Source organism: Alkalibacterium sp. AK22 (assembly GCF_000585255.1).
GTDB lineage: Bacteria > Bacillota > Bacilli > Lactobacillales > Carnobacteriaceae_A > Alkalibacterium.
Genome location: NZ_JANL01000014.1, coordinates 13,824 through 28,207, shown reverse-complemented (window position 1 = coordinate 28,207; position 14,384 = coordinate 13,824). Strand labels below are relative to the sequence as shown.

The 14,384-nt window shown below is 46.3% G+C and carries 12 protein-coding genes; 4 read left to right on the top strand and 8 right to left on the bottom strand.

The window, feature by feature from the left end; all coding sequences use genetic code 11:
• Window position 1: 1 nt before the first annotated feature.
• The 7 genes from purS to gnd all read right to left on the bottom strand — a co-directional run bounded on the left by purS (window position 2) and on the right by gnd (window position 7,994).
• On the bottom strand, window positions 2-262 hold the full coding sequence (gene purS / locus ADIAL_RS02405) for a phosphoribosylformylglycinamidine synthase subunit PurS (RefSeq protein ID WP_034299648.1): 261 nt from the start codon (window positions 260-262) through the stop codon (window positions 2-4).
• 17 nt (window positions 263-279) lie between these two features.
• On the bottom strand, window positions 280-999 hold the full coding sequence (gene purC, locus ADIAL_RS02400) for a phosphoribosylaminoimidazolesuccinocarboxamide synthase (RefSeq protein ID WP_034299647.1): 720 nt from the start codon (window positions 997-999) through the stop codon (window positions 280-282).
• 568 nt (window positions 1,000-1,567) lie between these two features.
• Window positions 1,568-2,293, bottom strand: coding sequence for an amino acid ABC transporter ATP-binding protein (locus ADIAL_RS02395; protein ID WP_034299646.1), 726 nt, complete (start codon window positions 2,291-2,293; stop codon window positions 1,568-1,570).
• The gene (locus tag ADIAL_RS02390; protein ID WP_034299645.1) at window positions 2,286-3,764 is read right to left on the bottom strand and encodes an ABC transporter substrate-binding protein/permease; all 1,479 of its coding nucleotides are present in this window, start codon (window positions 3,762-3,764) and stop codon (window positions 2,286-2,288) included. Before ADIAL_RS02390 ends, ADIAL_RS02395 begins: the two co-directional genes overlap by 8 nt.
• 369 nt (window positions 3,765-4,133) lie before the next feature.
• On the bottom strand, window positions 4,134-5,666 hold the full coding sequence (gntK, locus tag ADIAL_RS02385) for a gluconokinase (protein ID WP_034299644.1): 1,533 nt from the start codon (window positions 5,664-5,666) through the stop codon (window positions 4,134-4,136).
• A gap of 60 nt (window positions 5,667-5,726) precedes the next feature.
• Window positions 5,727-7,070, bottom strand: coding sequence for a GntP family permease (locus ADIAL_RS02380; RefSeq protein WP_034299643.1), 1,344 nt, complete (start codon window positions 7,068-7,070; stop codon window positions 5,727-5,729).
• A 27-nt stretch (window positions 7,071-7,097) separates the two neighbouring features.
• Window positions 7,098-7,994 carry a phosphogluconate dehydrogenase (NAD(+)-dependent, decarboxylating) gene (gnd, locus tag ADIAL_RS02375; protein WP_034299641.1) on the bottom strand — a complete coding sequence of 299 codons (897 nt, stop codon included), beginning with the start codon at window positions 7,992-7,994 and terminating at the stop codon, window positions 7,098-7,100.
• A gap of 147 nt (window positions 7,995-8,141) precedes the next feature.
• On the opposite strand from gnd, the gene ADIAL_RS02370 reads away from it, so the two are divergent.
• From ADIAL_RS02370 to ADIAL_RS02355, 4 genes are all read left to right on the top strand, one after another.
• On the top strand, window positions 8,142-9,008 hold the full coding sequence (locus tag ADIAL_RS02370) for a MurR/RpiR family transcriptional regulator (protein WP_034299638.1): 867 nt from the start codon (window positions 8,142-8,144) through the stop codon (window positions 9,006-9,008).
• A gap of 33 nt (window positions 9,009-9,041) precedes the next feature.
• Window positions 9,042-9,785, top strand: coding sequence for a MurR/RpiR family transcriptional regulator (locus ADIAL_RS02365; protein ID WP_051503659.1), 744 nt, complete (start codon window positions 9,042-9,044; stop codon window positions 9,783-9,785).
• A 153-nt stretch (window positions 9,786-9,938) separates the two neighbouring features.
• The gene (locus tag ADIAL_RS02360; RefSeq protein ID WP_034299635.1) at window positions 9,939-11,540 is read left to right on the top strand and encodes a PTS transporter subunit EIIC; all 1,602 of its coding nucleotides are present in this window, start codon (window positions 9,939-9,941) and stop codon (window positions 11,538-11,540) included.
• Between the two features lie 31 nt (window positions 11,541-11,571).
• Window positions 11,572-12,903, top strand: coding sequence for a 6-phospho-alpha-glucosidase (locus ADIAL_RS02355; protein ID WP_034299632.1), 1,332 nt, complete (start codon window positions 11,572-11,574; stop codon window positions 12,901-12,903).
• Between the two features lie 107 nt (window positions 12,904-13,010).
• On the opposite strand, the gene ADIAL_RS02350 is transcribed toward ADIAL_RS02355, so the two are convergent.
• Window positions 13,011-14,105: an NAD(P)-dependent alcohol dehydrogenase gene (locus tag ADIAL_RS02350; RefSeq protein WP_034299629.1), complete on the bottom strand. Its 1,095-nt coding sequence runs from the start codon at window positions 14,103-14,105 to the stop codon at window positions 13,011-13,013.
• Window positions 14,106-14,384: the final 279 nt, after the last annotated feature.

The window sequence follows — 14,384 nt, the reverse complement described above, 5'->3', positions numbered from 1 at the left end:
GCTACACGGTCTCCTTTACTTTTTCGATTTCATAACGGTAACTTTCCATCACTACATTAGCCAGCAGCTTGTCACAGACTGTTTCGATAACCTCTTCAACTGAGCGTTCATCATGATTCTGTACTTTTATTTCAAAATACTTACCCATTCTGACCGAGTCAATTTCCTCAAACCCCATACGGTGAACGGCTCCTCTGACGGCCTCTCCCTGTGGATCAAGAATGGATTCTTTATAAGTTACATATACTTTGACGTTGTACATTAATTTTCGTCTCCTTTTTATCTCGCGTGTGATGGTGTCAGTCGATTCAATACTTCCTGATAGACTGGAACAATGTCTCCAGTTTGTTGTCTGAATACATCCTTGTCCAGACGATTGTTCGTGTTTTTTTCCCATAAGCGGCATGTATCCGGTGAAATTTCATCTGCCAAAAGGATGGCCCCTTCACTGTCTTTGCCAAATTCCAGCTTGAAGTCAATGAGTGTGATGCCAATTGAATCAAACAGTTTCTTGAGCGCTCCGTTCACTTCCAGCGCTTTCTCCTTCAGTTCAGACACTTCCGAATCAGTTGCCAACTTCAGCACTTTTATATGGTCTTCATTGATAAAAGGATCGTTCAGCTCATCTTCTTTCAGGTAAAACTCGACTACAGGAAAATCAAGCTGAGTTCCTTCTTCAACCCCCAGGCGTCTGGAAAAGCTTCCGGCTGTGACGTTTCTCACAACTACTTCCAGGCTGAACATATCGACTTTTTTTATGACTTGTTCAGTATCGGACAGTTTCTTGACGAAATGACTCGGTATGCCTTCAGACAATAAATACTCGAAAACCGTACTAGTAATCTGATTATTCAACTGACCTTTACCGGCGATCGTTTCTTTTCTTTCGCCATTTCCGGCTGTCGCCTGATCCTTGTACTCCACCCAAAGCTGGTCCTTGTCGCTGGTAGTATATAACGCTTTCGCCTTGCCTTCATATAATAACTGACCTTTTATCACTAGTTGGTGCCTCCTTATTTTATACAAAACCGAACATTAAAATTGCTTATCCGATATATCGTTCACTTATAACTGTGTCTTCATCTTAATTAAACTACATGAACGAGTCAACCTTTTTGATGAATATCAAATTATTCTAATCGCTTAATGTTCGTATTTATGGTCTTGTTTTTAAATAATCATGATTATAAGTGTTGTGTTTTTATAAAATAACGAACTACTTGTCTTTTTCATCAACATATGTCGCTACATAAAACTAAACTCGCCCGTTGGTATAGTAGATTTGTTTATGTATCGCTGAACTCAACCAAACAGCTAAAATAATGTAGTTCAGATTTCTAAACTAAACAATATGCCGTTGTTTCACTGCCAGGATGCAGTTCAGTTTTTTAAAGTGGGCTGAACTACACGCACGGTGTAGTTCATTCATCATAGTCCTTCTAAACTCTATCGAGAGTAAGGTTGATAAGAAGTCGTATGACGTAACATATTCATCAGTGGCTTTAGATTGGATAAATTATTGCATTAAAAAAAGTGGCTACCCAAATTGGGATAGCCACCTCTTCTATTACAGCACTTTGGAAAGGAAGTCCTGAGTACGTTCGTTTTTCGGATTGGAGAAGATTTCCTCCGGCGTCCCCTGCTCGACGATGGAGCCGTTATCCATAAAGAGGACACGGTCGGCCACTTCACGGGCAAAGCCCATTTCATGAGTCACAACAACCATAGTCATTCCGGACTGAGCCAGATCTTTCATGACTTTCAGGACTTCTCCGACCATTTCCGGGTCAAGGGCGGAAGTGGGCTCATCAAAGAGCATGACATCCGGCTTCATTGCCAGCGCTCTAGCAATCGCCACACGCTGCTGCTGCCCCCCGGACAGATTGGCTGGGTATGCCTCTTCTTTATCTCCTAGGCCGACCTGCTGCAGGAGCTGAGATGCCTTATGATTGGCTTCATTGACGTTTACTCCCTTGGATTTGACCGGAGCAATCGTCAGGTTTTCTTTGGCTGTCTTATGCGGGAACAGGTTGAACTGCTGGAATACCATTCCCATTTTCTGACGCAGCTGGTTCAGCTCTTTTTCTTTCAAACCGGTCAGCGGTGTGCCTTCAAATACAATTTCCCCATCCGACGGCTCTTCAAGCAGGTTCAGGCAGCGCAGAAAAGTAGATTTCCCTGAACCGGACGGGCCGATGACGACGACGACCTCTCCCTGATTGAATTCTTCATTGATATCTTTCAGTACCTCATTTTTACCGAAGGATTTTTTTAAATGGTTCACTTTAATCATGGTTCATGCTCCCCTCATAGTAATTCAGTAGCTTCGTCAGTGAGAAGGTCAAAGCGAAGTAAATCAGCATCGTGACAAAGAGCGGCAGAATGCCTTGGAAAGAAATGGAACGGACCACTCGTGTCTGGAAAATCAGTTCTCCCACACCGATGACGGAAACAATGGATGATTCCTTGATGATAGTAATAAACTCATTCCCCAATGCCGGCCAGATGTTTTTCAAGGCCTGCGGGAAAATAATATAGCGCATAGCCTGTTTCTTGCTCATCCCCAGGCTTCTGGAGGCTTCTTCCTGACCCGTGTTGACCGAGTTGATGCCTCCTCGGATGATTTCAGCGATATAGGCCCCTGAATTCAAGGAAACCGCAATGATTCCGGCAGTCAGCGCAGGAAGGTTGAAGAGCATCCCTGAAGCAAAGTAGATGAACATGACCTGAATCAGAAGCGGTGTACCGCGGACAAATTCAATGTAAGCCGTAGCTAGCGGTCTGATCAGGAATTTATTGGACAAACGCATCAGAGCCAGCAGCGACCCAAGCACCAATCCGAAAAAGACAGCCGAGGCAGAAATCAGCAAAGTGATCAAGGTTCCATCTCTGAAATACTCCCAGTAGCTGGAAATAAAGCTTTCTTCAATCTCTTCTCCCTCTTCATCCAGTTCAGCCTGAGCCATGTATTCACCCGCTACAGCCAGAAATTCTTCAGTCAAATTTTCTTCAGCAATATAACTCAATGTTTCATTCACCGCTTCGACAAGTGAATCCTCTCCCTGTCTGAAAGCAATTGCGGATCCAGCATCATCATCTTCCAGATCAAAGTCGCCGACAAAGGTATGCAGCGAATCATCATGACCGGCATGGGCTTCCGCGTTCGGCCCCTGCATGACCATGGCATCAATTCGGTTGGTTCTCAGTGCCAAAAGCAAGTCACTTAAATCCGTCAGGCTCATGATTTCAGCATCCGGAATCTGTTCGGCTAGCCCTTCCTGCAGAGAGCCCGACTGGACGCCAATGCGCTGACCTCTCAGTGATTCGATTGAGTCAAACACTTCCTGATCCTCTGCTCGGACCATCAGATTCTGAAAGGTTTCAAAATAAATATCAGAAAAATCAACACTTCTTCGGCGCTCAGCCGTCGGAGTCATCCCGGCAATCACGACATCCACATTTCTGGCTTCCAGAGCCGGAAGCAGACTGTCAAAACCGATATCTTGTATCTGTAGCTCGACGCCCAAGTCATCAGCAATCTGCTCGGCAATCATGATATCCATCCCGACAACCCGACGCTCCCCATCAACGACCGCATAAAATTCAAACGGCGGAAAGTCTGCACTCGTCCCCACAACCAGGACCCCTGCGTCCTGTATTCTCTGCAGAGCTGAACCGTCTTCAGCATTAGCCTGATCCGGTGCCAGGCCTAGTCCAGTCAGCATTAATAATAGTGTAATAAATCCTATTAATCTTTTTTTCATATCCCTTTTCTCCTTTTTCTTTTATCACTTGAGGAGAATGATATCATTTATAAAATATTTATGCAATATATTTTATAAAAAAGGGGCTTTTTTGTTTAAAAAAGGGTTTATGTGTATTATAACTGTATACAAATGACTGCGCTTTCAAATAAACTGTGCCATTTTTACTTTGTTTTTCACTGACAGCCAGTAGCTGTTTAAAACCCTAAACAGCAGCCCTTGTCTCCTCTTCAAGGAACCCTTCCTTCTCCCTAGGCGGCTCTTTCTTTTATATACATTCAGCATGCACGGTCGTGCAAAAAAAATTAAATTACAGCAGACAAAAACGTTCCAGCCAGCGTCAGGCTGACTGGAACGTTGATTTATACATCATTTGTACTTTTGCTGGAAAGTCGTAATCGCTTCGTATTCCTGTTCAAAGAGCCGGCTTAGCCTGATATATAGAGGCATCAGCTGCTCATACACTGCTACATTCTCTTTCTGCGGACGGTTTATCTCCTTGGTGCTGACCATCTGGCGAATTTCGGTCAGCTCATCGATATCTTTGATGGCATAGCGTCCCAGAACAGCTGCTCCCAAACAGGCACTTTCCACTGTTTCAGGAATATGGACTTCCTGATCGAAAATATCCGCCAGCATCTGCCTCCAGACAGGTGAATGGGCAAAGCCTCCTGTACCGTGGACACGTTCAGGCAGACCGATGATTTCTTCCAGCGCCAAAAGGACCATGTACAAGTTCAAGTTGATGCCTTCAAGCACAGCCCGCATCATATGCTCTTTTTTGTGATCCAAGGCCAGTCCGAAAAAGGAGCCTCTGGCATTGGCATTCCAGGAAGGTGCCCGTTCACCAGACAAGTAGGGATGGAAAAGCAGACCGTTGGAACCCGCCTTAACCTGCGCGATCTTTTCCGTGATCACATCATAGCTGTCCCGTCCTTCCGCCTCTGCCTGAGCCATTTCTTCAGCACAAAGCTCATCTCTCAGCCACCTGAAGATCATCCCCCCGTTATTGACCGGACCACCAATCACCCAGTGCTTGTCGGTCAGGGCATAGCAGAAGATCCGCCCTTTAGGATCCGTGACCGGCTTGTCAGTCACGGTTCGAATCGCCCCACTGGTGCCGATTGTCACAGCTACGACCCCTTTATCGATTGCATTGACTCCCAAATTAGCCAGACAGCCGTCATTGGCCCCGATAACAAAGGGTGTCTGAGGATCGAGCCCCATTCTCTCAGCCATCAGGGTATTCAGTCCTGTAAACACCTCGGTTGTGGGGACAATTTCGGATAACTGGCCGGAAGTGATCCCGGCTGTTTCCAGTGCCTCTTGGTCCCAGGAAAGGTCATACATGTTAAAAAGGCCGGTCGCCGAAGCGATGGAGTAGTCTACAACATAGTTATTGAACAGGCGGTAAAAAACGTACTCCTTGATACCGATGAAGCGGTGCGCTTGTCTGAACAGCTCCGGCTTTTCCTCTCTCAGCCAGACCAGCTTGCACAGAGGTGACATCGGATGGATCGGCGTCCCCGTTTTTTCATACAACCGGTGTCCGTTATCTTCTTTAATCTTTCGGGCCTGCGGCTCACTTCGCTGGTCAGCCCAGATGATTGACCGGGTCAGCGGCTTACCCGCTGCGTCCAGTGCAATCAGACTGTGCATAGCAGCGCTGAAAGACACAAGCTTGATGTCTTTTGCCTCTACAGCCGGATGATCCATCACCGCCCTGACAGCCACCACTACTGCTTCAAACTGTTCTTCCGGATCCTGCTCAGCCGCCTTCGGTTCCGGCGTCAGCATCGGATATTCAACAGCTGACTGACATAAAATACTTCCGTCATCCTTGAACAACACAGCCTTGCAGCTGGTCGTGCCGATATCGACTCCCATAGAATACTTGCCCATATGTGCATCCCTTTCCTATCATAAAATCAGTGCATGCTTCCTCTTTACTTTAGTCGATCTTTAGATAATAAACAATCCCATCAGAAGTGCCATCCCCAGACCGACAAAACCGATGATCGATCCCATGATTGTCCATGTTTTCAGTGTGTCTTTTTCACTTAAGCCGAAGAAGCGGGACACCAGCCAGAAGCCAGAGTCATTGACATGAGAGAAGCCGGTCGAGCCACCCGCGATGGCAATCACGATCAGTGCCAGGCCGGGACCCTCGACTCCCATGGCTGGAAGCGCGGGAGCAATCAGTCCGGCAGCTGTGACCATGGCTACAGTTGCTGATCCCTGAGCAATCCGCACGACGGCCGCAATCATGAAGGCCAGTAGGATTGGCGGCAGTGGCGAAGCAGCCATCTGCTGGCCTAAAATATCCGCTACACCAGAATCAACGAGAATTTCTTTGAAAACTCCACCAGCCCCAGTAACCAGAATAATGATGCCTACTGGCTCAAGTGCCTTGGTGGCGATGTCCTGAACATCTTTTCTTGAATAGCCACGCTTGGTTCCCAGCACCGTGAAGGTAATCAGTGTCGCAATCAGCAGAGCAACAATCGGGTTCCCGATAAACATCGTGACTTGACGAATCAGACTGCCTGCTTCAAAAATTACTGAGGATAACGTGTTAGCCAATATCAGCGCCAAAGGCACAAGAATAATCGAAGCAACCAGTCCAAAGCTCGGCAGTTCTTTTTCCCACTCCTTGTCTTCAAAATTCATGTATTCTGGAATCTCGATATGTACTTTTTTCGAGATATAACGTCCAAATACAGGACCCGCTAAGATCATGGACGGCAAGCCTGCAATGGCACCGAACAGGATGACCCACCCGAGATCAGCACCGACCAAATCGGCTACTGCAATCGGTCCCGGAGTCGGCGGAATATATGCATGGGTAACGGCCAGGCCCGCAAGTAGCGGAATACCGTAATACAGGAGTGATCGCCCCGTTTTCTTCTGCAGACCGTAGACGATCGGCACGAGGATGATAAAGCCAACATCAAAAAATACCGGGATGGCTACAAGAAAGCCCGCGATGCCGAAGGCCCACTGGGCTTTATCTTCTCCAAATTTATCCAGCAGTGAGCTTGCAAGCCGCTCGACTCCTCCGGATACTTCCAGCATTTTCCCGAACATGGCACCCAGGCCTACCACGATGGCCACAAACCCCAAGGTGCCTCCCATTCCTCGCTGGACTGAATCGATGACTGTATCTAAGGGCATCCCCGTTCCGACCCCGACCAGCAGACTGACCAGCATGATGGTTACGAAAGCGTGCAGTTTGGCACGAATGACCAGAAACAGCAGCAAAGCTATACCGGCAGCTGCAACGAGTATAAGCATTGTATTTGACATAATTTTCATCCTCTCCTGTAGTAGATCTTAGTGCGTTTCAACTGCATGGCCACCGAACTGATTTCTTAAAGAAGCCACGACTTTGCCACTGAATGTATCTGATTCAAGCGAGCGGTTACGCATCATTAAAGACAAGGCGATCACAGGTGCTGCTGTCTCCAGTTCCATAGCCGTTTCTACCGTCCACTTGCCTTCTCCTGAAGCATGAACGACGCCTCTGATATCGTCTAGTTTCGGATCTGCGGAAAACGCATCCTGCATCAGTTCCATCAGCCAGGACCGGATCACTGACCCGTTGTTCCAGACACGGGCCACAGATTCATGATCAAAGTCATATGGACTTTTTTCCAGAATATCAAAGCCTTCTCCGATCGCCTGCATCATGCCGTATTCAACGCCGTTATGAACCATTTTCAGAAAATGCCCACTTCCAGCTTCACCGGTATACAGGTAGCCGTTAGTAACCGATATATCCTTGAATATCTGTTCGATAGCCGAAACAACTTCCTTGTCTCCCCCGACCATCGTACAGGCGCCGTCTCTGGCTCCTTCCATGCCACCGCTAGTCCCGACATCCACATAATGAATGCCCTTACTTTTTAGTGTACGGTGTCTTTGAATAGAATCTTTATAAAAGGCGTTGCCCCCGTCCATCAGCACATCTCCTTCGGATAAGAGAGGCGTCAAGTCTTCCAGCAGTCCTTGCGTGATCTCTCCCGAAGGCACCATCATCCAGACGATTTTCTTACCCTCAAAAGCTCCCGTCAGTTCTTCTAGTGAATGGGTGCCCTGCGCCCCCAGTGACTCTGCAGCAGCGACCAGACTGCCGTCGATGTCATAGGCCACGACTTCATGGTTATTTCTAATCAAATTATCTACCAGATTGAGTCCCATTTTCCCCAAGCCGCATATTCCCAGTTTCATTTTGATCTCCTCCGTGAAATTATTTTCGATAGTTGAATTATATAAAAGAATTTTATTTTTTGCAAGCGCTTTAAAGAAAATTATTTCTTTTTTTGCTTTTACCTTTTATACTGTGAGTATGAGCAATCTACAGAAGAGGTGAAAAATTTGAGTAAATCACTAGAGGGCAAGCCTTTTAAGATACGGGTCCGCCTGCTGAATTCCTCCATGAGTGAGAAAGAACATCTCATAGCGGAATATATTCTGAAACAGCCGGAACGCATTATCCGCGGCACCATCAATCAGATAGCCGACGAGCTGGCTATTGCTGATTCGACCGTCTTTCGTTTCTGCAAAAGGCTCGGATATACTGGATACCAGGACCTTAAAATATCTCTGGCAGCAGAGAAAGCACAGCTGAGCGGTGATATTCATGATATGATCCAGGCAGATGACGATGAAAAGACAATTCTAGAAAAAGTGTTTCATTTCAATATCAAGACACTGGAAGACACCCTGACCGTCATCGATGAAAAAGATTTTTGCGCAGCTGCCGAGGCACTCAGCCAGGCTAGTCGGATCGAATTTTTTGGCTTTGGCGGATCCAATGTTATTGCTCTGGACGGCTACCACAAGTTTATCCGTACCGGCCTTTCCGTCAATGTTCAAATCGATGGGCACATGCAGCTGATGTCGGCTTCTCAGCTGAAGGAAGGCGACGTTGCTATCCTTATTTCCCATACAGGCCAGTCAAAAGACATTTTGGATGTTCTCGATATCGTCCGTGAGAACAAGGTTTCAACTATAGGCATTACCGGCTTTACCCAGTCTTCTCTCAGCCAAGCCGTAGACATCCCTCTTTATACTTTGTCGGAAGAGACCGACTTTCGTTCCGAAGCCCTCGCTTCCCGAATCGCTCAGTTGAGTATTTTAGATGCTCTTTTTGTCACTCTTATGATGACTTTGGATAAACAGGGAGCAGATTCACTGGATAAAGTCAGAAAGGCTATTCAGCATAAACGAAAAAAATGCTAAAGTGATTGTTATTATAGAAAGAAGGCTGCCTTGTTGATTGATTTGAATAAACTGACTTCAGGAAAAAAACTGACAGCTATGGAGACTGATATCCTAACATACATCATTGCTCATATCTCTGAAATACAGGATATGGGCGTTCGTGCTGTAGCTAAAGAAACATTTACATCTCCCGCCTCTGTTATTCGCTTGTCCAAAAAATTAGGCTACAGCGGCTTCACAGATATGTATTATTCACTGCTCCCTCTCGTCAAGCAAGCTGAGTACACGGACTACGATGACTCTAGATTGATTAAAAATACCGATTCAATAGACATGTTGGCAAACTGTACTCAGGAAACAATGGATCTTTTCATCGACAAAGTCCTGAACAGCAAAGACAAGTATGTCTTTCTCTATGCTACCGGCTTTTCAAAAATTGTGGCGGAATACCTTTACAAAAAGCTTCTGGTCCTAGGTAAAAAAGCGATACTCGCAAGTGGGTCTGATTCGGTCGGCATTTTTGAAAACAACTTGGATGATATTGCGGTTATGCTAGTGATATCCCGTTCCGGTGAAACCGAGCAAGTGTACGAAAAACTAAAAAAAGCGGCTGATGCCAAGATATTTACAGTTTCCTACACGCATGAAGCACCTAACCGGATAGCTGAAATTTCTAATTTGAATCTAAAAATTCGCGACTCTCACTCTCTGGATGACCGAAATCTGCTACCTAACCTTTTCTTTCCAGGAGTTTTGCTCTCATTTGAGTTAATTGTTGAACGCTACTTGAATTAAATCCCGCATACTTTATCAGGAAACGTGTTCCACTTCGGTGAAACACGTTTCCTTTGCTTTGAGAACCCTAACATTTTAACCGCTTACACGTTATACTCAATGCATCGATCACATAAGCTGGATTGAAAATTATTTTATTTGGAGGAAATACTTATGAAAGACACACTGATGAACGGCATGCAGCGCTTTGCCAAAGCTATGTTCATACCTGTTCTAATCCTGCCGATTGCCGGTATCCTGATTGCTTTCGGCAATCTCTTTACCAATCCGCAGTTGATAGAAACCTTTCCGATCATGGACAATCCGGTCACTACCGGCTTCGGCAGTATCCTGTCCGGCTCACTTGTTTCAATACTGACCAACCTGGGACTGATTTTCTGCGTGGGTATCGCAGTTGGCCTGGCTGACAAGAAAAAAGCAGAGGCTGGTTTTACTTCCTTACTCGGTTTTCTGGTCTTCATCCATGCCATGAACAATTACTTGTCTTTCAATGACCTGCTAGTCGACTCTTCCTCGTTACAGGGAACAGGACAGACTATGGTCCTAGGCGTGCAAGTCCTCGACATGGGTGTTTTTCTCGGTATTATACTTGGTGTCATTACTGCTTTAGTTCACAACAAGTATGCAGACATCGAGTTCGATAATGCTTTCCAGATATACGGCGGGTCACGTTTTGTCTTTATTGTCCTTATTCCTATTGTTGTTTTGTCCGCCATTTTAATGAGCTTCATCTGGCCAGTCATTCAGTCAGCTATTGATTCAACTGGGGTTTTCATCAATCAGGCTGGCAATTTTGGCCTTTTCCTTTACGGTACGTTGGAGCGACTTCTGATTCCTACCGGACTGCATCACTTGGTGTATACTCCCTTCCTTTATACTTCTTTGGGCGGTGTGGCCGAAATTGGTGGTGAAGTTTTTGAAGGGGCACGCAATATCTACTTTGCGGAAATGGCAGATCCGACGGTTCGTGTTCTATCTGAAAGTGTAATCTGGGATGCGCGCGGAATTTCTAAAATGTTTGGCCTGATTGGAGCCTGCTTAGCAATGTACCATACTGCTAAGCCTGAACATAAAGCCAAGGCCAAGGCGATCCTGATTCCAGCAGTATTCACTTCTTTTATTGCAGGTGTAACAGAACCTATCGAATTTTCTTTCATGTTCATTGCACCTGTGCTGTTTGTTATCCACTCCGTTCTGAGTGGACTCAGCATGGTTACGCTAAACTTGCTTAACGTTCGGGCAATCGGACCTAATGGCTTTATCGATTTTCTGCTATACAATATCCCGCTCGGAGTTGAACGAACTAGGTGGCCACTTTACATTCTTGTAGGTCTGCTCTACTTTGGCCTATATTATACCCTTTTCCGTTTTCTAATCACCCGTTTCAACCTGAAAACAATTGGGCGTGAAGACAAAGCTGAAGATACCCGCCTCTATTCCAAAAAAGATTATAAGGAACGACAGTCCAGTACAGCACCTGGTTCTGAACAGGTTCATCCACAGGATGGTATAGCTCATACCATTGTCAGCGCCTTGGGTGGAGATGAGAACATCAAAACCATAACAAACTGCTACACCCGACTGAGACTGACACTGGATGATCCTGGTAGGGTCGATGAGTCTGTTCTGAAAGATCAGACCGGCGCCAGCGGAGTGATTGTCAAAGACCGTAACGTCCAAGTTGTTTATGGTCTTCAGGTCAACAAAGTCAGACGATCCGTAGAAGCCTATCTGGGCCGCCCGTCTGAAGATTAATTTATTCATTATAGAAGGAGACGATTTAGTTATGAAAAAAAGCCAATCCGTAGTTATAGCAGGTGGAGGCAGCACATTTACACCCGGTATTGTCATGATGATGCTAGAAAATAGTGACCGCTTCCCGATGAAAGAACTGAAACTATACGATAATGATGGAGATAGGCAGGCTGTTCTGGGTGAAGCCCTTGAAATTCTTCTAAAAGAACAGGCACCTGATTTAAAATTTTCCTATACAACAGATCCGAAGGAAGCCTTTAGCGGAGTGGATTTCGTCATGGCCCACATCCGTGTCGGAAAATACGAGATGCGTGAACAGGATGAAAAGATTCCGTTGAAATACGGCATTGTCGGTCAGGAAACCTGTGGACCCGGCGGCATCGCTTATGGCATGCGCAGCATCACAGGCATGCTGGACATTATTGACTACATGGAGGAGTATTCACCTGAAGCTTGGATGCTCAATTATTCCAACCCAGCTGCTATTGTTGCTGAAGCCTGCAGAGTCCTGCGCCCGGATTCCAAGGTACTGAATATTTGTGACATGCCCGTCGGCACCCTCCGCCGGATGTCACAAATCGTCGGCAAGACACCAGATGAACTGGAAGTCAGCTACTTCGGCTTGAATCATTTCGGCTGGTGGACCAGTGTTAAAGATAAGGAAAGCGGCTATGACTACCTTGAGGACATCAAAACCTATGTAGCAGAGAACGGCTATTTGACACAAGTTGAAGTCGATACTCAGCATATGGATGAAAGCTGGCAGGCTACGCACAAAAAAGCCAAGGACCTGCTGGCTATTGAACCCCGCTTCCTGCCTAATACGTATCTTAAATACTATTTCTATCCAGATTATGAAGTCGGCCTGTCAAACCCAACTTTCACCCGTGCTAATGAAGTTATGAACGGACGGGAGAGAGAGGTCTTTTCAGCTGCCAGAGATATTATCGCCCGAGGCACTGCTGAAAACGGCGGTTTTCACATCGATAGTCACGCCTCCTTTATCGTTGACCTTGCACGGGCGATAGCTTTCAATGCCAAAGAACGCATGCTTTTGATTGTAGAAAACAATGGAGCTATTGCCAATTTTGACGATGACGCCATGGTTGAAGTTCCCTGTATTGTAGGCAGCGACGGACCGGAACCTTTATCTCAAGGAAAAATACCTAACTTTGAACGGGCTCTAATGTTGCAGCAAGTCACAGTGGAGAAAATGGTAGTAGAAGCTTACGTAGAAGGCAGCTATCAGAAACTCTGGCAGGCTTTGAGTCTCTCGAAGATTGTGCCCAGCGCGGAGAAAGCTAAAGAGCTGCTGGACGACCTGATCGAAGCCAATAAAGGCTACTGGCCTGAACTTAAATAAACGAATCCCCCCGGTCCAGCCTTTTAATGGCTTTGGACCGGGGGGATTCTGCCGTTTATCCTGACTATCCGAGCAGACAAAGCTGCATCCTGGCTACAGGTGCCGCTCTACTGTTTGATTTTCAGCACTGGCTTGATTGTCTTCCCTGACTCTGAATCACTAAAGGCCTGATTGATGTCTTCAAAGTCATATTCTTTGATCAGCTTGTCGAAGGGGAACAGTCCTTGCTGATAGTAGGCAATCAGCTTGGGGATAAAGACTTTCGGTACGGCATCTCCCTCAATAACTCCTTTGATAGTCTTCCCTTGTCCCATCAGGTCCTGCATCAGATCCATTTCAAAGTCCGATCCAATCCCCACAACAGCCAGCTCCCCTCGGGCTCTTAATCCCTGCAGGGCCTGCTTGACGACAGGAGAAATACCGGTCGTATCCAGGGCATAGTGTGTGCCGCCACCGGTGATTTCTCTGATTTTTTCCACGACATCTTCAGTGTTCTTGCTATTGATTGTATGAGTAGCTCCCAGCTCTTTGGCCTTCTCAAGCCGGCTGTCATGCACATCCACTGCAATAATGTGCTGGCAGTTTTTAATTTTGGCCGCCATCACTGCACTCAAGCCTACCCCTCCGGCTCCAAATATCGCAATGCTGGTCCCAAATGCCGGCTTCAGATTATTCAAGACCGTACCGGCCCCTGTCTGAATCCCGCATCCGAGCGGACCTAAAATATTTAAGTCGACATCCTTGGTTACTTTGACAATATTCTGCTCATGCGCAATCGCATAGGTTGCAAAGGACGACTGGCCGAAAAACATGGATAAGCTCTGTTCCCCTTCAAAATGGCGGTGGGTCCCGTCCTGAGCTTTTCCTTCAAAATTCATAGGTGTCAGAAATTCACAGGTCGCCGGATAGCCGGTCAGACACTGCTCACAGTTTCCGCAATGTACATAACTCATGACCACATGATCGCCTTTTTCAAAATGCTCGACTCCCGTACCCACCTTTTCAACGATACCTGACCCTTCATGTCCCAGTACCGCCGGTTTCGGCGTAATCCCTGAATCTCTGGCTACCATATCCGTATGACAGACTCCTGAAGCCACGACCCTAATCAGCACCTCATTGGCTTTAGGTTCCTGAAGTTCAATCTCCCTGATGTCAAATGCCTTCCCGTCTTCTGCGGTAACAGCTGCGCTTATCTTCATTTTATCTATAGACTCCCTTCGTTTTTTTATACAGCTTCACCATAACAAAAACACCTCTATCACAAAAAAGAAAAGCCTTACATTTCCACTATAAAAAACACACCCGTGTGCTGCCTTGCTCTCTACTCAAAGAGACACAAAGTGCCATGCGGGTGTGCTCATATGCTTAGCCTCACTTATTCCTATCTTGAGAGCTGACCAGTCAGTTCAGGCTCCTTCTTCTAGGCTGAACTGACTTTTAGCCCCAAAACTACACTTTTTAAAGACATGTTCAGATAA